The sequence below is a fragment of the Streptomyces sp. NPDC126503 genome (assembly GCF_040302405.1).
In the GTDB taxonomy this organism is placed as follows: domain Bacteria; phylum Actinomycetota; class Actinomycetes; order Streptomycetales; family Streptomycetaceae; genus Streptomyces; species Streptomyces gulbargensis.
In genome coordinates, this window is record NZ_JBEORS010000016.1 from 92,439 (window position 1) to 113,779 (window position 21,341).

The following is a 21,341-nucleotide window of genomic DNA, read 5'->3' on the forward strand; positions in this document are numbered from 1 at the left end:
GCCGGGGTCAGTCGTCTTCGCCGTCGCCGAAGTCGGGGCGGACGCCCCGGGCGGCCATGACCTCGTCGTTCGAGGTGCCGGCGGCGACCATCGGCCAGACCTGGGCGTCCTCGTGGACGATGAAGTCGATCACGACCGGACGGTCGTTGATGGCGTTGGCCTCTTCGATGACCTTGTCCAGGTCGGCGGGGTCCTCGCAGCGCAGGGCGACACAGCCCATGGCCTCGGACAGCTTGACGAAGTCCGGGACGCGGGTGCCCTTGGCCTCGGGGTTGACGTCCTCGGGGCCGGAGTGCAGGACGGTGTTGGAGTAACGCTGGTTGTAGAAGAGGGTCTGCCACTGGCGGACCATCCCGAGGGCGCCGTTGTTGATGATGGCGACCTTGATCGGGATGTTGTTCAGGGCGCAGGTGGTGAGCTCCTGATTGGTCATCTGGAAGCAGCCGTCGCCGTCGATCGCCCAGACCGTGCGCTCGGGCATGCCGGCCTTGGCGCCCATGGCGGCGGGGACCGCGTAGCCCATGGTTCCGGCGCCGCCGGAGTTGAGCCAGGTGGCGGGCTGCTCGTAGTCGATGAAGTGGGCGGCCCACATCTGGTGCTGGCCGACGCCGGCGGCGAAGATCGTGCCCTCGGGGGCGAGCTTGCCGATGCGCTGGATGACCTGCTGCGGGGAGAGGCTGCCGTCCTCCGGCAGGTCGTAGCCGAGCGGGTACGTCTCGCGCCAGCGGTTGAGGTCGCTCCACCAGGCGGTGTAGTCGCCCTTGTTGCCCTCGCTGTACTCGGCCTGGACGGCCTGGACCAGGTCGGCGATGACCTCGCGGGCGTCACCGACGATCGGGACGTCGGCGGCGCGGTTCTTGCCGATCTCGGCAGGGTCGATGTCCGCGTGGACGATCTTGGCGTACGGGGCGAAGCTGTCGAGCTTGCCGGTGACGCGGTCGTCGAAGCGGGCGCCGAGGGCGACGATCAGGTCGGCCTTCTGGAGCGCGGTGACGGCCGTGACCGCGCCGTGCATGCCCGGCATGCCGACGTGCAGCGGGTGGCTGTCGGGGAAGGCGCCGAGGGCCATCAGGGTGGTGGTGACGGGGGCGCCGGTGAGCTCGGCGAGGACCTTCAGCTCGGTGGTGGCGCCGGACTTGATCACGCCGCCGCCGACGTACAGAACGGGCCGCTTGGCAGCGGTGATCAGCTTGGCGGCCTCGCGGATCTGCTTGGCGTGCGGCTTGGTCACCGGGCGGTAGCCGGGCAGGTCGGTCTGCGGCGGCCAGCTGAACGTGGTCTTCGCCTGGAGGGCGTCCTTGGCGATGTCGACCAGGACCGGGCCGGGGCGGCCGGTGGAGGCGATGTGGAAGGCCTCGGCGATGGTCCGCGGGATGTCCTCGGCCTTGGTGACCAGGAAGTTGTGCTTGGTGATCGGCATGGTGATGCCGCAGATGTCCGCCTCCTGGAAGGCGTCCGTGCCGATGGCCTTGGAGGCGACCTGGCCGGTGATCGCCACCAGCGGGACGGAGTCCATGTGGGCGTCGGCGATGGGCGTGACCAGGTTGGTCGCGCCGGGGCCGGAGGTCGCCATGCAGACGCCGACCTTGCCGGTGGCCTGGGCGTAACCGGTGGCCGCGTGGCCGGCGCCCTGCTCGTGGCGGACCAGGATGTGGCGCACCCGCTGCGAGTCCATCATCGGGTCGTAGGCCGGGAGGATCGCGCCGCCGGGGATGCCGAAGACGGTGTCGGCGCCCACTTCCTCGAGAGAACGGATGAGGGACTGCGCACCCGTGACGTGCTCGACGGTGGAGGCGGTCTGGCCGCCGCTACGGGGCCGCGGCTGCGGATGGTGCCCGGTGGCCTGCTCGGTCATCAGCATCTCTTCTCGAAGCAGAGGGTTTGTGCGAGGTGTTTTGCGGGGTTTCGCGTCGACTTCGGCGTGAGCCGGTGCAACAAAAAACCCCTCGTGCCGGGAGGCAAGCGAGGGGAGCGCGTCGGGTGCGTTTCAGGCGGGCCTACGTCCGGGCCTGCCTCAGCCGACGCGCTGTCCAAGTACGAGAATTCGGGTGCGCATGGCACTGACCCTCCCGCTCAGCCCTCGTCACTGTCAAGTGGGTGGGACAGGCGTCTCATTATTTGAGCGGATCGGGGGACGGTTTCCGACAGGAACCGTGACCGTTCCGGGCAGTGGGTACTCGCCCCGGACGAGCGCCCGGCGCAGCCGGTACTCGTCCAGCGGGCCCGCGAAGGCCGTGCCCTGGGCGTGGGTGCAGCCCATGGCCCGCAGGGCCAGGACCTGCTCCGGCGCGTCGACGCCCTCGGCGACGGTCTGCAGCCCGAGGTCGCGGGCGATGCGGAGCACACCGCCGGTGATCTTGCGCAGCCGGGCGGACTCGACCACGCCCTCGACGAGGCCCCGGTCCAGTTTCAGTATGTCGACGGGAAGCCTCCGGAGGGCGTTGATCGCCACATGTCCGCTGCCGAATCCGTCGAGCGCGATCCGCACGCCGAGGCGGCGCAGGGTGACGAGCCGCTGTTCCAGCTCGTCGAGCGGGACGCCGGGGTCGCTGTCGCCCAGTTCGATGATCAGCGAACCGGAGGGCAGCCCGTGCCGGGTGAGCAGGGACTCGACGGATCCCAGGGGCAGCGAGCGGTCGAGGAGGCGGCTCGCGGAGAGCCGGATGGAGACGGGCGTACGGTGGCCGATTCCCGCCCGCTCGGCGGCCTGCTCCACGGCCTCCTCCAGGAGCCAGCGGCCGAGCTCGGCGGTGCGCGCACCGTCGTCGGTGACCCGGAGGTACTCGGCGGGCGTGAAGAGGATGCCCTGGGAGGAGCGCCAGCGCGCCTGGGCGCTGACGGCGGCGATCCGGCCGGTGGCGAGGTCCACGACCGGCTGGTGGAGCAGCGCGAACTCGCCGTCGTCGAGCGCGGTGCGCAGCCGGGCGGCCAGTTCGGACCTGCGGACGACCTCGGCCTGCATGTGCGGCCGGTACAGCTCCACGCGGTCCTTGCCGCCGGCCTTGGCGCGGTACATGGCGAGGTCGGCGTTGCGCAGGAGGTCCCCGGCGCTCAGGCCGGGCTCGGCGAAGGCCACGCCGATGGAGGCGGCGACCCGCACCTCGTCGCCGCCGCCGACGCGGTACGGCTGGGAGAGGGTGAGCCGGAGCCGGTCGGCGATCTCGTGGACCTGGCTCTCGCGGGCGTCCCGGTCGCGGGTGCCGTCGCCGAGGATGAGGGCGGCGAACTCGTCGCCGCCGAGGCGGGCGGCGGTGTCCCCGGCCCGTACGGACTCCTGGAGGCGGCGGGCGGCCTGCACGAGGAGGTCGTCCCCGGCCTGGTGGCCGAGACGGTCGTTGACCGCCTTGAAGCCGTCGAGGTCGATGAAGAGGACGGCGGTGCCGGGGTCGGAGGAGCGGCGGCCGCCGAGCGCCTGCCGGACCCGCCGGGTGAACAGGGCCCGGTTGGGCAGGTCGGTGAGCGGGTCGTGCTCGGCGTTGTGCTGCAACTGGGCCTGGAGGCGCACGCGTTCGGTGACGTCCCGGCTGTTGAAGATCAGGCCGCCCGAGTGGCGGTTGACGGTGGACTCGACGTTGAGCCAGTCGCCGCGGCCGGAGCGGAAGCGGCACTCGATCCGGGTGGTGGGCTCCTCCGCCGGGGAGGCGGCGAGGAAGCGCCGCACCTCGTGGACGACGCCGCCGAGGTCCTCGGGGTGGATCAGCGCGGCGAGTTCGGTGCCGATGAGTTCCTCGGCGTCCCGCCCGTACACCCCGGAGGCGGCGGGGCTGACGTACCGGAGGACGCCGCTCGGGGCGGCGATCATGATGACGTCGCTGGAGCCCTGCACGAGGGACCGGAAGTGGTTCTCCTTGTGGGCCAGTTCCTGGGTGAGGGCGACGTTGTCGAGGAGCATGATGCCCTGCCGTACGACGAGGGCGAGCACGACCGTGCAGCCGGTGAGGACGACGACGCGGTCCACCCGGCGTCCTTCGACCACGTTGTACAGGATGCCGAGGGTGCAGACGGCGGCGGCGAGGTACGGCGTCAGGGCGGCGAGCGAGCCCGCGACGGGCCGGCTCTGGAGCCGCTGGCCGCGCGCGGCGGCCCCGCCGTCCGGGAGGCGGCGCACGCCCCAGGGGGCGTAGGCGAGCAGCAGGGAGCCGGCGAACCAGCCGGCGTCGAGCAGCTGGCCGGAGGCGTAGTTCTCGCGGAGCAGGGGCGAGGTGAACATCGCGTCGCACAGGACGGTCAGGGCGAGGGCCGCGATGGCCGTGTTGGTCGCCGAGCGGTTGGCCTGCGAGCGGCGGAAGTGCAGGGCCAGGACCATGCTGACGAGGGCGATGTCGAGCAGCGGGTACGCCAGGGACAGCGCGGCCTGCGCCACCGACTCGCCCTGGAAGTGGGCCGTGTGCGCGAGGGCGAGGCTCCAGGAGAGGGTCAGCAGCGAGCCGCCGATGAGCCAGGCGTCGAGCCCGAGGCAGACCCAGCCGGCCCGGGTGACGGGCTTCTTGGCGAGGACGAGGAGGCCCACGATGGCGGGTGGGGCGAAGAGGAGGAAGAAGAGGTCGGCGACGGAGGACTCGGGGACCTCCTGGCCGAGGACGACCTCGTACCACCCCCAGACGGCGTTGCCGGAGGCGGCCATGAGGGAGGAGAAGGCGAAGAGGAGCCAGGCGGGGCGGGAGCCGCCCCGGTGGCCGCGGGCGTAGAGGAAGCAGGAGACGGCGGCGGCGAGCGCGGCGGCGCTCAGGCCGAAGTCGCCCATGAAGTAGGCGAGTCGGCGGGAGCCCCAGCCGAGTGCGGCGCCGGTGGTGTAGGCGGCGCACACGAGACCGAGGGTGACCTGGGCGACGAGCCCGCCCCTCACCGGGCGGCCCGGCTCCGGGTGCCCCGCGCCCGGCAGGGGGCGCCACGGGCCGGACCGGGAGTGCGCGGGCGGCGGCCCGGGGTGGGGGCGTCCGGGGCGCGCGTGGCCGCCCCGGGGAAGGTGCGTGTGGTCCGGCGGGGCGGTTCCCGCGTCGCCGTGCGCCGGGCGGCCCGGGCCGTGGTCACCACCGGCCGCCCCGCGCCCGACGAGCGCCCCGGGCGCGCTCACCGGGGCCCCCGGCACCCGTGCGCCGCGGCCGGACCGGTGATGCGGGTACACGGGCGGCTCCTCACCACCACCGGGCGCGTGGCCGCCGGCCCGCGGCGGCGCGTCGGGACCGGGTGAGGTGCCGGTGCCTGTGCCGGTGCCGGGAGCGTGGCCGCCGGCATCGCGGGGTGCGTCCGGTTCGGGTACGGCGCCGACGGGCGGCGGCCGCAGGGCCGGCCCGGGCACCGGCACGAGGGCCGCGCCGGGGCCGGGGGCAGGCGCCGCCCCGAGGACGGGCGGGGCCCCTGCGGCGCGTGCCCCGGAGCCGCGTTCCGTGCCCGGCTCCGGTGCCCGCCCGGGGTCTGCCCCTGGGGCCGCGCCGGCGGCCGGTCCGGGGGGCGGGAGAGCGGGAGCCGCGGTGCCGGTGGTGAGGCCGGCGGCGAAGGGCGGCGGACCGGGGAGGTGTTCCCCGGGGTGGGAGGCGGGCTGGTCCGGCACGGTGTGCGCGAGCCCGGCAGCGCGTGGTGGAAGGGTCGCAGCCTGCGGCGTCGCCGCGCCGGACCGTCGGTCCCTCGGCCGTACGTCACCCGTCGCCCCCCTCGGAATCTGATGTCCCGTCACGTCACTCCCCGGCGTCAGCTCGTACTCGACGCAGTCCCCCCTTTCCGGGACGATACACCAGACCGTCACTCAGGGACAGGGCAAGAGCACTCTGCGTGACTGACTGGGGGCTTGTGAGGGGCGCGCGCCGGGGGCGCGCACGGTCCCGGCGCGGCCCCGAACAGGCAGGACGGGGACCCGCGCCGGACCTCAGGTCGTCAGCAGGACGTTCGCCAGCTCCTCCCCCGCCGTGAACCGTCGCAGCTGCCCGGCGATCAGCCGCTTGGCGCGCGGCATGAACGCCGAGGTGGAACCTCCCACATGGGGGCTGATCAGGACGCCCGGCGCGTGCCACAGGGGGTGTCCGGCCGGCAGCGGCTCGGGGTCGGTGACGTCGAGCGCGGCCGTGATCCGCCCCGTCTCGACCTCCTTGAGCAGGGCGGACGTGTCCACCACCGGGCCGCGGGCCACGTTGACCAGCAGGGCGCCGTCCTTCATCCGGGAGAGGAAGTCCGCGTCCACGAGGTGCCGGGTCCCGGGCGTGAGCGGAGTGGAGAGCACGACCACATCGGCCTCGGGGAGCAGCGCGGGCAGCTCCGTGAACGGGTGCACCGCCCCGCGCGCGGTGGTGCGCGCCGAGCGCGCGACGCGCACCACCCGGGCGCATTCGAACGGTGCGAGCCGGTCCTCGATGGCCGCGCCGATCGACCCGTACCCCACGACGAGGACCGACCTGTCGGCGAGCGCCGGGTAGAAGCCGGCCCGCCACTCCTCGGCGTCCTGGCCGCGGACGAAACCGGGGATGCCGCGCAGGGAGGCGAGGATCAGGGCGAGGGTGAGCTCGGCCGTACTGGCCTCGTGGACCCCCTTGGCGTTGCACAGGGAGACACCGGGCGGCAGCGAGCCGAGGCCGGGGGTGACGTGGTCGATGCCCGCGGAAAGCGTCTGCACCGCCCGGAGCGAGGTCATCGCGGCCAGCGGCCGGACGGCGATCTCCGACCCCTTCATGTAGGGGACGACGTAGAAGGCGCAGTGCGCCGGGTCGGCCGGGAAGTCGGGTCCGCCGTCCCAGAAACGGTAGTTCAGTCCCGACGCTCCCGGCTCGGGGAGCCCGTCGATCTCGTCCGCGGGAATCGGAAGCCACACGTCGGCGGTGGTCGGTTCGCATGTCATGACCGGGAGGCTATGCGAAGAATCCCGTGCCGCATTGGTTAGTTTGGGGGACGGCACAGGGAGGGGTACCGGCAGGTGGAGCGCAGGACTATCGGGGCGACGGCGCTCGACGTGGGGGCGGTCGGCCTGGGGTGCATGCCGATGAGCTGGGGGTACAGCCGGTCGCAGCAGCGGGGGGACCGCTCGCTGCGGACCGTGCACGCGGCGCTCGACGCCGGGGTGTCCCTGCTCGACACCGCCGACATGTACGGGCCGTTCACCAACGAGCTGCTGGTGGGGCGGGTGTTGAAGGAGCGGCGGGCGGACGTCTTCGTGTCGACGAAGTGCGGGCTGCTGGTCGGTGACCAGCATGTGGTGGCCAACGGCCGCCCGGGGTACGTGCGCCGGGCCTGCGACGCGTCGCTGCGGCGGCTGCAGACCGATGTGATCGACCTCTATCAGCTGCACCGGGCGGATCCGGAAGTGCCCGTCGAGGAGACCTGGGGCGCCATGGCCGAGCTGGTGGCGGCGGGCAAGGTGCGGGCCCTGGGCCTGTGCGCGGTCGGCGCGCGGCCGGCGCGGCGCGGTGGGACGGCGGATCCGTACGAGGGAACGATCCGGCAGCTGGAGCGGGTGCAGCAGGTCTTCCCGGTGGCGGCCGTGGAGGCGGAGCTGTCGGTGTGGTCACCGGAGGCGCTGGAGCGGCTGCTGCCGTGGTGCGGGGCGCGCGGCGTCGGCTTTCTCGCGGCGATGCCGCTGGGGAGCGGGTTCCTGACCGGGACGCTGACGCCGGGCGGCGGCTTCGAGCCGGACGACCCGCGGGCCCGCCACCCCCGGTTCACCGCCGAGATGATGGCGGCGAACCAGCCGCTGGTGGCCGGGCTGCGGCGGGTGGCCGCGCGGCACGGGGAGGGCGTCACACCGGCGCAGGTCGCCCTCGCCTGGGTGCTGGGCCAGGGGCCGCACGTGGTGCCGGTGCCGGGGACCAAGCGGGAGCGGTGGGCGGTGGAGAACGCGCGTGCGGCCGGGCTGCGGCTGACGGCCCGGGACCTGGCGGAGATCGACGCGCTGCCGCCGCCCCGGGGGTCCTGGGACTGAGAGCGGCGCGCGCCGCAGATCGGGAACCGGCCGGGGACGAGCGGTGTATCAAGGGAGCAGGGATGCCGCCCGACTCGTCGAAGGGGACCGCGCCATGAGCCGTCCTGCTGTTGTGAAGGCCCTCTGGGGCGCCGCCGTCCTCGTGCTGGTGGCGGGCTGCTCCTCGGGCGGTGGGGGCACGGGGACGGGCACGGCGCCGCCACCGTCCCCGCCGGCCGCCTCGTCCTCCGCGACCGCCACCGGCTCCTCCCCCGCGCCCTCCGGCTCCTCGCCGGGGCCCTCCGGCCGGGTGACGGTGGCGGGCACGCTCACGGAGGGGCTCAGGTCGCCGTGGGGGCTCGCCGCGCTGCCCGGCGGCGATCTGCTCGTCTCCTCGCGTGACGAGCGGACCGTGACGCGGGTCGACGCCCGGACGGGCGCGAAGACGGTGCTCGGCGAGGTGCCGGGGGTCGTACCGGGCGGTGAGGGCGGGCTCATGGGGCTCGCGGTGCGGGACGGCTGGGTGTACGCGTACCTGACGGCGGCCTCGGACAACCGCGTCGTGCGCATGCGGTACGGGGGCGGGGCCGGGGACCGGCTCGGCGCGCCCGAGCCGGTGCTGACCGGGATTCCCAAGGGCGTGGTGCACAACGGCGGGCGGATCGCGTTCGGCCCGGACGGGATGCTGTACGCGGGGACGGGTGAGACGGGTGAGACGGGGCTCGCCCAGGACCGGGACTCGCTGGGCGGGAAGATCCTGCGGATGACGCCGGAGGGGAGGCCCGCGCCCGGCAACCCCTTCCCGGGCTCGGTGGTCTATTCGTACGGGCACCGCAACGTGCAGGGGCTGGCCTGGGACGACGCGGGCCGGCTGTGGGCGGCGGAGTTCGGGCAGAACACGTGGGACGAGCTGAACCGGATCGAGGCGGGGCGGAACTACGGCTGGCCCGAGGTGGAGGGGCGGGCCGGGCGGGCGGGGTTCACCGACCCGGTCGCCCAGTGGCCGACGGCGGAGGCCTCGCCGAGCGGGATCGCGTTCGCGCGGGGCGCGGTCTGGATGGCGGGGCTGCGGGGCGAGCGGCTGTGGCGGGTCCCGGTGGCGGGGGCGGGAGCCGCGGGCGGGCCCCGGGCGTTCCTGTCGGGCGAGTACGGGCGGCTGCGGACGGTGCTCGCCGGGGGTGACGGCCGGCTGTGGCTGGTCACCAGCGAGACCGACACCCGCGGCACGCCGGAGCCGGGTGACGACAGGATCCTCCGCCTGGAGGTCGGCTGAGGGGTGGTGGCCGTGTTCGGCCAGGAGTGTTCGCGCCGGGGCGCGAGCGCGCGGAGGACGAGCAGCGGCGGCCGGCGCCGACCCGGGAGGGCGTGGAGGGCGCGGATCCGGCGCGCGGGCCGATGGACCTGGCCTCGGGCCGGGTGACGAGACGGGTGTCAGGGGCGGGCGTCGATGAGGTGGAGCCGGTGGACGAGGGCGGCCGCCTCGCCCCGGCCGCCGACGCCGAGCTTGGCGAGGATGTGGGAGACGTGGACGCTGGCCGTCTTGGGTGAGATGAAGAGTTCCTGGGCGATCTGGCGGTTGGTGCGTCCGGCGGCGACCAGGCGCAGGACCTCCCGCTCGCGCGGGGTGAGACCGAAGGCGTCCTCTCCGGTCCCGGCCGGGGCCGCGGGCCGCTGCTCGGTGACCAGGGTGAGGCGGGCCCGGGCCGCGAGGAGTTCGATGTCCTCGCGGAACGGGCGGGCGCCGAGCGCCACGGCGGTGGCGTGGGCCTCCCGCAGCAGGGCGGCGGCCTCCTCGCGGCGTCCCCCCTCGGCGAGCAGGGCGTCGGCGAGGCGGTGGCGGGAGCGGGCGAGCTGGTGGGGGCGTTCGAGGGGGGTGAAGGCGGCGACGACCTCGGCCCAGCGGGCGGCCGACTCGCGGCCCTCGGCGCGGGCGAGTTCCTCGGAGACCCGTTGCGCGTGGGCCGCCCAGACGGGTGCGGGGGTGGCGAGGGCCCGGACGCAGCGGCGGACGGTGGCGAGCGCCTCCGCGCGGCCCTCCTCGGCGGCGGGCAGCCCCCGGCTGTCGGCCTCGGCGACGACGGCGGTGAGGACGAGCGGCCAGCCGTAGTGGTGGCTGCCGGGCGGGAAGCCCGTCTCGGCCGCGGCGGCGAGTTCGGCGCGTACGTCCGCGAGGCGTCCCTCGGCGGCGGCGACGGCGATCGCGACCTGGGCCACCCGCACGGTGTACTGCGGGATGGGGTCCCGGGTGCCGAGGACGGCGCGGGCCTCGGCGAGCCGGGCGGCGGCGGTGGGGGCCTCGCCACGGGCGGCGGCCAGCTGCGCGAGGCTGAGGAGGGCGGAGCCGCGGGGCTTGGAGCTGGTGGCCGAGGAGAGGAGGAGCTCCGACTCGGTGCGGGCCTCGTCCCAGTGGCCGAGGGAGAACAGGGACTCGGCCTTGTTGCCGCGGATCCAGGCGGCGCTGTCCACGAGGCCGCGCGAGCGGGCGAGTTCGATGCCCGCGTCGGCGACGCCGACGGCCTCGCGTGAGCGGCCGAGGCCCTCCAGGGCGGAGCTGATGTTGATGTGGGCGCGGGCGGCCTCCTGGAAGTGGCCGAGCCGGGTGGTGCGGGCCCGGACCTCCTCCATCTCGGCGAGTCCGGCCTCGCGGTCGCCGGCCGCGACCCGGATGGTGCCGAGGGTGAGGCGGGCGCTGAGTTCGATGGCCTCGGCGCGGACGAGCCGGGCGTACTCGACGGCCCGTTCGGCGGCGGCGAGGGCCTCGGGGCCGGGGGCGCGGAGCATGCCCCAGCCGGCGGCGGCGACGAGGACGACGGCGTGGACGGCGGACGGCGGCAGGCCCTTGACGAGGTGCTGGGCGCGGGCGATCTCCTCGGCGCCGTCGCCCCGGCCGAGGTTGGACTGGAGGCGGGCCCGCTCGGTCCAGAACCAGGCGGCGCGCAGCGGGTCGTGCTCCTCCCCGCTCTCCAGGAGCCGCAGCGCGGTCCGGCCGATCTTCAGGGCGCGTTCGCGCTGCCCGCTGAGCCGGGCGGCGACGGCGGCCTCCGCGAACAGGTCGAGGTGGCGCAGGGGCGCGGTCGCGGGGTCGCGGGCGTCGGGGTCCTGCGCGCAGCGGGCGAGGGGCGGGTAGGAGTCGGCGCAGTCCACGGGCCGCAGGGAGGCGCGCACCTCGCCGGGGACCTCGTCCCAGAGTTCCATGGCGCGTTCGAGGAGCCGGAGCTGTTCGGCGTAGGCGTGGCGCTTGCGGGTCTCGACGGCGGCCCGGAGGACGGCCGGGAGCGCCTTGGCGGGGTCGTGGGCGTGGTACCAGTACGTGGCGAGGCGGGTGGCCCGTTCGTCGGCGCGGACGAGCGCGGGGTCGGCCTCCAGGGCTTCGGCGTAGCGGCGGTTGAGGCGGGAGCGTTCCCCGGGCAGGAGGTCGTCGCTGACGGCCTCGCGGACGAGGGAGTGGCGGAAGCGGTAGCCGTCGCCGTCGGGGACGGGCTGGAGGATGTTGGCGCCGACGGCGGCCCGCAGGGCCTCGATGAGCGTGTCCTCGGTGAGTCCGGCGACGGCGGCGATCAGCCCGTGTTCGACGGTGGAGCCGCCCTCCGCGACGATCCTGACGACCCGCTGGGCGTCCTCGGGGAGCATCTCGACCCGGACGAGCAGGAGGTCGCGCAGGGAGTCGCTGAGCTGTCCCGGGGCGCAGCCGGACGTGTGGGAGACGACGAGTTCCTCGACGAAGAAGGCGTTGCCGTCGGAGCGGTCGTAGACCTCGTCGACGAGGGCGGGGTCGGGTTCGGCGGCGAGGATGCCGGTGAGCTGGCGGTGCACCTCGGCGCGGGTGAAACGGGCGAGTTCGATGCGGCGGAGGGTGCGGAGCCGGTCGAGTTCGGCGAGGAGGGGGCGCAGCGGGTGGCGGCGGTGGATGTCGTCGGCGCGGTAGCTGGCGACGACGACGACACGGCCGCGGTGGAGGGTGCGCAGGAGGTAGGTGAGCAGGTGCCGGGTGGAGGCGTCGGCCCAGTGGAGGTCCTCCAGGACGAGCACCAGGGTGCGGTCGGTGGCGAGCCGTTCCAGGAGCCGTACGGTCAGCTCGAAGAGGCGGGCGGTGGAGTCCTCGTCGGAGGGTTCGTGGCCGCCGGGGTCGCCGAGTTCGGGGAGCAGCCGGGCGAGTTCGCCCTCCTGGCCGTCGGCGGCGGCGGTGAGTTCGTCGGGGAGCCGGCGGCGGAGCGCGCGCAGGGCGGTGGAGAAGGGGGCGAAGGGGAGGCCGTCGGCGCCGAGTTCGACGCAGCCGCCGACGGCGACGACCGCGCCGCGGTCGCGGGCCGTGCCGAGGAACTCCTCGATGAGGCGGGTCTTGCCGACGCCCGCCTCGCCGGCGACGAGCAGCGCCTGGGGCTCTCCCGCGGTCGCGCGGGACAGCGCCTCGGTGAGGGCGGTGAGTTCGCCGGCGCGGCCGACGAAGACGGGGCTGACGGACCTGGTCTCCACGGCGCCGAGCATCGCACAGCCGCCCGCTTCCTCCCTCATACGGGTCACGCGGCCCGGGTGAAGCGGGCACGGTCGCCGTCGCTCACCCGCCCTCCGGGCCCGTGGCCTCCGGGCCGCCGGCCGAAGAGGCGCCGGCCCCCGCGCGTGGCGGCGGCGGCCTCGTGGGCGAGCCGCTGGGCGGCGGCTTCCCGGACGAGCTCGGCGTGCCGGGTGCGGTGCAGTTCGTAGGCGTACATCGGGTGCTCCCTGGTTCCGGTGGTGGTGTCGCTCGGGGCGACGCCACCACTCTCCTGTCCCAGGGGGCACCGGCACATCGGGAGAGTGCCGCATCCGGCGGGCACGGGGGGCCTTAGGCGGAGCCGGGGGGTGCCTTAGACGGCGGACCCGGGGGCCTCAGGACCGGGGAGCGGACCCGCACGGGTGCGCCCGTACGCCCGCCGCGGCTGCCCGTACGCCTCCGGGCTCAGGCCCCCGCCGTCCGCGCGGCGCGCCATTCGGGGGCGAGGACGGCCCAGACCTCGGTGTCGGCGCGGGTGCCGCGGTGCGGGTACTTCTCGCGCAGGACGCCCTCCTTGGTCATGCCGAGGCGGCGGGCGACGGCGATGCTGGCGCCGTTCTCGGCGGAGGCGAGCCACTCGACGCGGTGGATGCCGCGCTGCTCCACGGCCCAGTCGATGATGACCCGGCAGGCCCGGGTGACGAGGCCCCGGCCGGCGGCGGAGGGCTCCAGCCAGCAGCCGGCCTCGGCGGTGCCGCCCGCGACGTCCATGGTGCGGAAGAGGACGCCTCCGACGAGGGTGCCGTCGGCCCAGATGCCGTAGATCCGTCCGGTGTCGGCGGCGGCCTTCTCGGCGTACGAGCGGAGGAAGGCGCGGGCGGAGTCGAGGTCGTGCACCACGTCGGGGAGGACGATGTGCCGTCCGACGAACTCGCGGCCCCGGTCCACGTGGGCGAGGAACTCCTCGGCCTGCCAGGGCTCCAGCGGCCTGAGTTCGGCGCCGTCGTCACCCAGCGATATCGCGAACATCGTCTTTCTCCTCCGTCGTCGGGACCGTCGTGCGCTGCGTGGCGATCTTCGCACGCGCGCCGCCGGCGGCCCGGCACTCGGGAGGTTCGATGCTGATCCGGGGCAGGACGCGGTCGAGCCCGCGGGGCAGCCACCAGTTGGCGCCGCCGAGCAGGTGCATGAGCGCCGGGACGAGCAGGGTCCGCAGGACGAAGGCGTCGAGGGCGACGGCCGCCGCGAGCGCGATGCCGAACATGGCGATCACCCGGTCCCCGGAGAGGACGAAGGCGAGGAAGACCGCGATCATGATGACCGCGGCGGAGTTGATCACCCGGCTGGTCTCGGCGAGGCCGACCCGGACCGCCCGCCGGTTGTCACCGGTCTCCAGCCACTCCTCGTACATCCGGCTGACCAGGAAGACCTGGTAGTCCATGGAGAGGCCGAACAGGACACTGACCATGATCACGGGCAGGAACGGTTCGATCGGCCCGGCGCTGCCGAGGCCCAGGGCCTCGCTCCCCCAGCCCCACTGGAAGATCGCGACGACGATGCCGAAGGCGGCGGCGACGGCGGCCACGTTCATGGCGGCGGCCTTGAGCGGGATGCCGATCGAGCGGAAGGCCAGCAGGAGGAGGAGGCAGCCGAGGGCGACGACGGCGCCGACGAAGAGGGGCAGCTTGCCGACGATGAGCTCGGCGAAGTCGTCGTAGGAGGCGGTGAGGCCGCCGACGTGCACCTCCAGGGAGGTGCCGGCCCCGGCCGTGGGGAGCACGTCCTGGCGGAGCCGGTCGACCAGGTCGCTGGTGGCCTGCGACTGCGGCGGGGAGTCGGGGACCACGGTGAGGACGGCGGTGTCGCCGGGGCCGTTGTACGTGACCGGGGAGACCGACGCGACCCCCCGGGTGGCGGTGAGGGCGGCGGGGAGCTGGTCGAGGGCGACCCGGTCGTCGGCGCCGTCGAGACCGGCGACGAGGGTGAGCGGCCCGTTGACGCCCGGCCCGAAGCCTTCGGCGAGCAGGTCGTACGCCTTGCGTGTGGTGGAGGCGGCGGGGTTGTTGCCCTGGTCGGAGGTGCCGAGGTGGAGCGAGAGGGTGGGCAGCGCGAGGACGCCCATGACGGCCAGGGCGACGGCGCCGAGGACCTTGGGGTGGCGCTCGACGAAGGCGGACCAGCGGGCGGCGAAGCCGGTCGGGAGTTCGGGCTGCGGACCGTGCTCGTCGAGGGCGCGCCGCTCGCGCCGGGAGAGGGCGCGCATGCCGGTGAAGGAGAGGAGGGCGGGGAGCAGGGTGACGGAGGCGGCGACGGTGAGGGCGACGGTCAGGGAGGCCGCGAGGGCGACGCCGTCGAGGAAACCGAGCCGCAGGATCAGCATGCCGAGCAGGGCGATGCAGACGGTGGCCCCGGCGAAGACGACGGCGCGGCCGGTGGTGGCGACGGCGGTCTCGGCGGCCTCCGCCACGGACAGACCGCGTTTGAGGCCCCTGCGGTGCCGGGTGACGATGAAGAGGGCGTAGTCGATGCCGACGCCGAGGCCGACGAGCATGCCGAGCATGGGGGCGAAGTCGGCGACGGTCATGACGTGGCCGAGGAGCGCGATGCCGGAGGCGGCGATGCCGACGCTGACGAGGGCGGTGGCGATGGGCAGCGCGGCGGCGGCGAGGGAGCCGAAGGCGAGGAGCAGGACGACGGCCGCGACGGCGACGCCGACGGCTTCGGCGATGTGCCCCCCGGGGGCTTCGGTGAGGGCCACGGCGCTGCCGCCGAGTTCGACCTGGAGCCCGTCGGCGCGGGCGGCCTGTGCCGTGGAGACGAGGGCCTGGGCCTGGGCGGCGGGGATGTCGTCGGCCTGGGCGTGGAAGGTGACGGTGGCGTACGCGGTGCGCCCGTCCTCGCTGATCCGGCCGGGGCCCGCGTCGGGCCCGTAGGGGGAGGTCACCTCCGCGACGCCGGGGAGCGCGGCGACGCGGTCGAGCATGCCGGACACGTGCTGGGCGACGGCGTCGGCGCGGACGCTGCCCCGGTCGGTGTGCCAGACGATGGTGTCGGTGTCGCCGCCGAGGCCCTGGAAACCCCGTTCCAGCAGGGCGGTCGCCCGGCCCGACTCGGTGCCGGGGACCTCGTAGTCGTGGGAGTAGGCACTGCCCGCGAAGGCGGCCGCCGTCCCGGCCCCGGCAAGAACGAAGAGCCACAGGAGAACGGCGACGAGGCGGTGCCGGATGCACCACCGGGCGATGGCTGCCAAAGGACGTGCTCCCTGGGTGGTTCGTGATCTTCAGCGGGAACGGCCCGTGGAGAAGAACGCATGACCTGTGTGGGGCCAACTCTGGCAGCCCGGGGAGATCATTTGCCCCTTTCGTGTCGATCCTCACACAGGTGGGCGGAAGGCCGGACTCCGGGCCCGGCCCTCCGCCCGCTCACCCGTGGGCACGGCTCAGCCGGAGACGCTCGCCCGGCCGTTCTCGATGTGGCCCATGAGCCGGCGGCGGAAGCCGTCCGGGCCGGTGACCTCCAGGTCGTACCAGCCGTGCGCGTCGGCGGCGGAGTGCACGACGGTACGGGTCCGCCCCGGCTTGACCGTGACCGTGCGGGTCCAGTCGGCGAGGTCGGCCTCGTCCACGTATCCGAGCGGCCGGACCGTGAAGGTGGCCGGCGCGTCCCCGGTGGCGCGGAGGGTGAGGTGGAGGTCGCGGTCGTGGTGGTCGACGCGGCTGGTCAGCTCGGCGCCGCCCGCGGCCGGGCCCTCGAACTCGCGGCGGAAGCCGTTGGGCCCGGTGATCGTGAAGCGGTAGCGGTCACCCGGCACGGGGACCCGCCACTCCCCCGTCCCCCGGACGTCGCGGTGCTGCGGGACGGCGAACTCGCCCGCGTACGGGTAGAGGGTGAAGTGGGCGCTCGCCTTTCCCCGGTTGCTGAGCGCGATCCGCACCACGCCGTCCACCACGCCGGCGGAGGCGTCCGGCTGGTACGGCAGGGGGCGGGCGGGCCGGACGCCGGGCTCCTGCGCGGGCATCGACTGGACGGCCGGCGGCTGGGGACGCCAGCGGCCGGTGAACGGCGGGACCGGCCCGGGCCGCTCGACGGGCGGCTGCCGGCGCGGCCGGCGGAAGTCGAAGGCGGAGGTGAGGTCGCCGGTGACGCCCCGGCGCCAAGGGGTGATGTTGGGCTCCCCGACGCCGGTGAGGCGTTCCAGGAAGCGGATCACCGAGGTGTGGTCGAAGGTCTCGGAGCAGACGTAGCCGCCGATGGACCAGGGCGAGACGACGAGCAGCGGCACCCGGATGCCGAGGCCGACGGGCAGGCCCTTCCAGCGCTCGGCCTCCCCGGCGGGGTCGTCGGCGCCCGGCACCGGCGGCGGCACGTGGTCGAAGAAGCCGTCGTTCTCGTCGTAGTTGATCAGCAGGACGGTGTGGCGCCAGACCTCCGGGTGCGAACCGAGGGCGTCGAGCACCTTGTACACGAGGGTGGCGGAGGCGATCGGCGAGGAGGAACCGGGGTGCTCGGAGTCGATCGCGGAGGGGACGAGGTAGGAGACCTCGGGGAGGGTGCCGGCGGCGACGTCGGCGCGGAAGGCGTCGGCGAGGGTGCCGGTCTCGACGCGGCGGAGCCCCCGCTCGAAGAGGGACCGCTCGGCCGGGGTGAGGGTGGCGACCCCTTCCTCCAGGAGGGCGAGCAGCCGGGTGCGCCCGGCGGCGTCCCGGGTGCCGCGGACGGCCGCGTAGAACGACTCCATGAAGGTGTGCCCGCCGGTCCGCGCGAGCGCCTTGCGGGCGATCTCCTTGAAGCGGGTGAAGAACTCGATGTTGTTGTCGGTGAAGTTCTCCCACTCGGTGTACGTCTTCCAGCTGCGCCCGGCGGCCTCCAGGCGCTCCGCGTAGGTGGACCAGCCGTAGCCGGGGTGCGTGCCCTCGGCGTACGCGGCGTTGGTGACGGCCCGGCTGCCGTCGGCCTCGTACCCGGTCCAGCCGGACCAGAGGTGGTTGCGGTTCGGGCTCGTCGAGGTGTGGACGGAGGAGTGGTAGGCGTCGCAGACGGTGAAGGTGTCGGCGAGCTCGTAGTGCAGCGGGATGTCCCGCCGGTCGTAGTACGCCATGGTGGCGGCGGTCTTGGCCGACACCCAGCCGTCCATCCACCCGCCGCGCCAGGCCTTGGCGCCGCCGCTCCAGGAGTGGTCGAGGTCGCCGATGTACTGGAGGTCCTTCTTCTGCGTCTCGGCGGCCCCCCGGACCGGGAAGGGGAGCACGGTGCGGCCGGCCCCGGCGGGCTGCTCGAAGACGGAGGAGCCGGAGGGCAGCTCGATCGCGTTGCGGTCGCCGAAGCCGCGGACGCCGCGGAGGGTGCCGAAGTAGTGGTCGAAGGAACGGTTCTCCTGCATGAGGATCACCACGTGCCGAACGGACGCCAGACCGCCCGCGGGCGGCCCCGCGGCCATCGCGGCCTGAAGCGACGGCGGAAGCAGCGAACCTGCCGTGGCGGCGCCGAGGGCGCCTCCGCCCAGTGCGAGGAGCCTTCTGCGGGACATCTCGGGTGACACGACCGACCTCCAGTCGACGGCCAATGGTTCGCCTTCGAGCCATTGGATGGTTCGCCGGGGACGGTAGTGAGGGTGGATGACGGCGAGAAGACCCGGTGACGTCCCGGTGATGAACGTCCAAGAGGCGGGGTGGCGAGTCCAAGCGGTTTTCGGCCACGCGGCCGCGGGGCGACGAGCCGTGGACGACTCGCACATCGGTCTTGCCGGAGCGCGCGCCCGTCAGGACGGGGAGGCGATCGGTTGGCGCACGGCGTCGCGGATCTTGCCGGTTTCGGCCGCCGCCTCTTCGAGGGGGGCGGTCGGGGTGAAGGCGACCGCGACGGTGGTGTTGTCGTCCCCCCAGCCGCAGACGGTCCGGCTGTCCACCGTCGTGCCAGGCGATGGCGACGTCCGTGCCGGGGACGCGGATCTCCCTGGCCGGCTCGACGACGTTCTCTCTGCCCGTCACCGTCATGGCCCGGATCAGGCTGTCCCGACGCCCCTCCGGGTTCTTGTACCGGCCGGAGGAGCCGTACACCTCCACCTTCTGGAACGCGGCCTTGTCCGTGCCGGCGTAGTCCGCGGAGAAGTGCGTCACGTCCCTCTGGGACCTGCTGTCCGGTTGCGGAGCCGGATCGCGGGGGTACTCGTCGTCGCGCACGTACGCATCCCCCACGATCATGTGGGGCGTCGTGAGCTCGTACACGGCCTTGGGGAAGCTCGCGTCCGCGTTCGCGACCGCCAGCGAGTAGACCCAGTACACCCCGCCGCCCAGCCCGATGAGGGCCCCCGTCACAGCGGTCACGAGTCGTCCGGTGCGCCTCCTCGCGGGAGGGGAGTCGGTACGCGGGGGCTCGGCGGACGGGGAGGCGGTGACGGTCGCGGCACGGGACGCGTCCACGTCCTCCTCGGCCGGAGTGGGCAGGGTCGGCGTGTACGCGGCCGCTTCCCGCGCCGGCCCGGGCCCGGCGACGGACCCCGGCTCCGGCGCTGTGACGCGCTCCGGCTCCGGCGCGGCGACCGGGGCGAACAGGTCCAGGAGCCTGCCGGGCGTCGGCCTGTCCGCCGGGGCCTTGGCCAGGCAGGCGGCGACCACCGGGCGGATGCCCTCCGGTACGGCGGAGAGGTCCGCCGGCTCGTGCACCGCCCGGTACATCAGCATCATCGGCGTCCCCTGCCCGAACGCCTCCCCGCCCGCCGCCGCGACCAGCACCGCGCCCAACGCGAACACATCGGCGGCGCCGCCGACTTCGAGCCCCTGAGCCTGCTCGGGGGCGAGGAAGCCGGGGGTGCCGAAAGCCGCGCCGGTCGAGGTGAGCCGGGTCGACTCCAGGGCGCGGGCGATACCGAAGTCCAGCACCCGGGGGCCGTCGTCGGCCATGACGATGTTGCCCGGCTTGAGGTCCCGGTGGATCAGGCCGCAGGCGTGGATGGCGTGCAGGGCCTCCGCCAGCGCCGCGCCGAGCAGCCGCAGCCGGGCCTCGTCCATCGGACCCTCTTCGGCGATCAGCCGCGACAGCGTCGGGCCCGCGATGTAGGCGGTCGCCAGCCAGGGCGCCGCCGCGTCCGGATCGGCGTCGACCACCGGCGCGGTGTGGAACCCGCCGACCTTGCGGGCGGCCTCGACCTCCGCGCGGAACCGGGCGCGGAAGTGCGGATCGGCCGCGAGCTCGGGCCGGGCCACCTTGACGGCCACGGCACGTCCGCCCCGGGAGCGCGCCAGATACACCGTCCCCATGCCGCCCGCGCCCAGCTCGCGCTCCACGGTGTAATCCCCGATGCGCTCCGGCAGTTCCACGCCGCCCACTCCCCCACCGCACGTGCCGCACGTCCCCCGTCGGCATGCCGCGCGCGCCAGTATGGCCGACCGCTCCGGCCCCCGTCACGCGTCTGCGGTGATCCGGAACTCGCACCAGACGATCTTGCCCGGATCGCGCTCCCCCACCCCCCACCGGTCAGCCAGCGCGTCCACCAGGAGCAGACCGCGCCCCGACTCACCGGACGGCTCCCGTACGCGCGGGGTGCCGTCGCCGCTGTCGTGGACCTCGACGCGGAGGGCGCCGGGGAGCTCCAGGTAGAGGTGGAGGCGGTAGCCACGGCCGGGCGGGACGCCGTGCAGGAGGGCGTTGGTGGCGAGCTCGCTCACGCACACCAGTACGTCGTCCGCGCGCGCGTCCAGGCCCCAGTCGGCCAGGGCCCTGCGGGTGAAGTCGCGGGCGAGGGGCACGGAGCGGCGCTCACGGCGGTAGAACGCCTCGCGGAACGAGGGGATGTGGTCGCTCATGGCGATCACAGTGGCGCCTCGCGCCCCGCGCGCCCCAGGACACGAAGCCGTACAAATTCTTTGTACGGGTCCGGAACGCGTCACGTACGCACGCGGTGGGGAAGTCACCGCTCATGCAACGCGGTACGCACTCCAGGAAGAAGGTCCCCTCATGGGAAGTGGTCGGCGCCCTGGTGGCGCTCTACCGGAAACAGGCGGGGCTGACCCAGCCGCAGTTGGCCGCGCAGGCGTGCGTGGGACTGGAGACGCTGGGGTCGATCGAGCAGGGGCGGCGGGCGCTGCGGCTGGGGCTCGCGGCTGAGCTGGACGACCTCCTGGACACGGGGGGCGCGCTGGCCGTGGCGGTCGGGAAGGCGCCAAAGAAGGAGCGGTATCCCGCGTTCGTACAGGAGTTCATCGAGCTGGAGGCACTGGCCCTCAGCCTCAGCTGGTACGAGAACGGGGTGGTTCCGGGCCTGCTCCAGACTGCGGATTACGCCCGCGCCGTCTTCGACTGCCTCTACCCACCGATCACTCCGCAGGAGGCGGAGGACCGGATGCTCGACCGGCTCGACCGCCAGCGGATCTTCGAGCGGAAGCCCTGGCCGCCGATGATGTCCTTCCTCCTGAACGAATCCATCCTGGAGCAGCCCATCGGCGGGCGCGAGGTGCTGCGGGGGCAGATCCTCCACCTGCGCGAAATGGCCGAACTCCCCTTCCTCGCGCTCCAGATCCTCCCGAAGTCGCGGACCACGCACGCGGGGCTCGACGGGCCCATGGTGCTCCTCGAAACACCCGACCACGAGCACGTCGCCTACATCGAGGGGCAGCGGGTCAGCTTCCTCATCGACGACCCCGACGAGGTCGGCATCCTCCAGGCCAAGTATGGAATGCTGCGGTCACAGGCCCTGACGCCCGAGGACACCATGGGCCTGCTGGAACGTCTGGCGGGAGAGACATGAGCGCAGCAGCACTTTCGTGGTTCAAGTCCAGCTACAGCGGCGACGAGGGCGGCGCCTGCCTCGAAGTCGCCTACGACTGGCGCAAGTCCAGCTACAGCGGCAGCGAGGGCGGCGCCTGCGTCGAGGTGGCCGCCCATCCCGCCGCCGTGCACGTCCGGGACTCCAAGCTCGGCGAGACCGGTCCCCTCTTCACCGTCTCCCCCGCCGCCTGGAGCGTGTTCGTCACCGGGACGGCCGTCTGAGCC

At 74.3% G+C, this 21,341-nt stretch carries 15 protein-coding genes and 1 pseudogene; 5 read left to right on the forward strand and 11 right to left on the reverse strand.

Going from position 1 to position 21,341, the window contains the following annotated elements; translation table 11 throughout:
* Positions 1-7: 7 nt before the first annotated feature.
* The 3 genes from ABTY40_RS21270 to ABTY40_RS21280 all read right to left on the reverse strand — a co-directional run bounded on the left by ABTY40_RS21270 (position 8) and on the right by ABTY40_RS21280 (position 6,826).
* A complete protein-coding gene (locus tag ABTY40_RS21270; protein ID WP_352060975.1) occupies positions 8-1,861 on the reverse strand; it encodes an acetolactate synthase large subunit in 1,854 nt (617 codons plus the stop codon).
* Positions 1,862-2,089: 228 nt separating this feature from the next.
* Positions 2,090-4,846 carry a putative bifunctional diguanylate cyclase/phosphodiesterase gene (locus ABTY40_RS21275; protein ID WP_352060976.1) on the reverse strand — a complete coding sequence of 919 codons (2,757 nt, stop codon included), beginning with the start codon at positions 4,844-4,846 and terminating at the stop codon, positions 2,090-2,092.
* A 1,017-nt stretch (positions 4,847-5,863) separates the two neighbouring features.
* Positions 5,864-6,826, reverse strand: coding sequence for a 2-hydroxyacid dehydrogenase (locus tag ABTY40_RS21280; protein ID WP_352060977.1), 963 nt, complete (start codon positions 6,824-6,826; stop codon positions 5,864-5,866).
* 75 nt (positions 6,827-6,901) lie between these two features.
* Between ABTY40_RS21280 and ABTY40_RS21285 the strand changes: the two genes are divergently transcribed.
* The 3 genes from ABTY40_RS21285 to ABTY40_RS21295 all read left to right on the forward strand — a co-directional run bounded on the left by ABTY40_RS21285 (position 6,902) and on the right by ABTY40_RS21295 (position 9,430).
* The gene (locus tag ABTY40_RS21285; protein ID WP_352060978.1) at positions 6,902-7,903 is read left to right on the forward strand and encodes an aldo/keto reductase; all 1,002 of its coding nucleotides are present in this window, start codon (positions 6,902-6,904) and stop codon (positions 7,901-7,903) included.
* A 94-nt stretch (positions 7,904-7,997) separates the two neighbouring features.
* Positions 7,998-9,155 (forward strand): PQQ-dependent sugar dehydrogenase, encoded by a 1,158-nt coding sequence (locus ABTY40_RS21290; RefSeq protein WP_352060979.1) that lies wholly within the window; start codon positions 7,998-8,000, stop codon positions 9,153-9,155.
* Between the two features lie 26 nt (positions 9,156-9,181).
* The gene (locus ABTY40_RS21295; protein ID WP_352060980.1) at positions 9,182-9,430 is read left to right on the forward strand and encodes a DUF6191 domain-containing protein; all 249 of its coding nucleotides are present in this window, start codon (positions 9,182-9,184) and stop codon (positions 9,428-9,430) included.
* Here ABTY40_RS21295 and ABTY40_RS21300 read toward each other — a convergent pair.
* The 8 genes and pseudogenes from ABTY40_RS21300 to ABTY40_RS21335 form a co-directional block, all read right to left on the reverse strand.
* Entirely contained in the window at positions 9,314-12,394 is a 3,081-nt protein-coding gene (locus tag ABTY40_RS21300) for a helix-turn-helix transcriptional regulator (RefSeq protein WP_352061014.1), read from the reverse strand. The two genes, ABTY40_RS21295 and ABTY40_RS21300, sit on opposite strands and share 117 nt — an antisense overlap.
* A 5-nt stretch (positions 12,395-12,399) precedes the next feature.
* A complete protein-coding gene (locus ABTY40_RS21305) occupies positions 12,400-12,591 on the reverse strand; it encodes a hypothetical protein (RefSeq protein ID WP_352060981.1) in 192 nt (63 codons plus the stop codon).
* A gap of 227 nt (positions 12,592-12,818) precedes the next feature.
* The gene (locus tag ABTY40_RS21310) at positions 12,819-13,382 is read right to left on the reverse strand and encodes a GNAT family N-acetyltransferase (RefSeq protein ID WP_352060982.1); all 564 of its coding nucleotides are present in this window, start codon (positions 13,380-13,382) and stop codon (positions 12,819-12,821) included.
* A complete protein-coding gene (locus ABTY40_RS21315) occupies positions 13,360-15,603 on the reverse strand; it encodes an MMPL family transporter (protein WP_352060983.1) in 2,244 nt (747 codons plus the stop codon). The genes ABTY40_RS21310 and ABTY40_RS21315 overlap by 23 nt, the downstream gene beginning before the upstream one ends.
* A 189-nt stretch (positions 15,604-15,792) precedes the next feature.
* Positions 15,793-17,892 (reverse strand): phosphocholine-specific phospholipase C, encoded by a 2,100-nt coding sequence (locus tag ABTY40_RS21320; RefSeq protein WP_352060984.1) that lies wholly within the window; start codon positions 17,890-17,892, stop codon positions 15,793-15,795.
* 219 nt (positions 17,893-18,111) lie between these two features.
* Positions 18,112-18,258: a hypothetical protein gene (locus ABTY40_RS21325; protein WP_352060985.1), complete on the reverse strand. Its 147-nt coding sequence runs from the start codon at positions 18,256-18,258 to the stop codon at positions 18,112-18,114.
* 712 nt (positions 18,259-18,970) lie between these two features.
* A pseudogene (locus ABTY40_RS21330) lies at positions 18,971-19,609 on the reverse strand (serine/threonine-protein kinase); the annotation flags it as partial.
* A gap of 144 nt (positions 19,610-19,753) precedes the next feature.
* A complete protein-coding gene (locus tag ABTY40_RS21335) occupies positions 19,754-20,155 on the reverse strand; it encodes an ATP-binding protein (RefSeq protein ID WP_352060986.1) in 402 nt (133 codons plus the stop codon).
* Between the two features lie 113 nt (positions 20,156-20,268).
* Between ABTY40_RS21335 and ABTY40_RS21340 the strand changes: the two genes are divergently transcribed.
* A complete protein-coding gene (locus ABTY40_RS21340; RefSeq protein ID WP_352060987.1) occupies positions 20,269-21,096 on the forward strand; it encodes a helix-turn-helix domain-containing protein in 828 nt (275 codons plus the stop codon).
* Positions 21,093-21,338 (forward strand): DUF397 domain-containing protein, encoded by a 246-nt coding sequence (locus ABTY40_RS21345; RefSeq protein WP_352060988.1) that lies wholly within the window; start codon positions 21,093-21,095, stop codon positions 21,336-21,338. Before ABTY40_RS21340 ends, ABTY40_RS21345 begins: the two co-directional genes overlap by 4 nt.
* Positions 21,339-21,341: the final 3 nt, after the last annotated feature.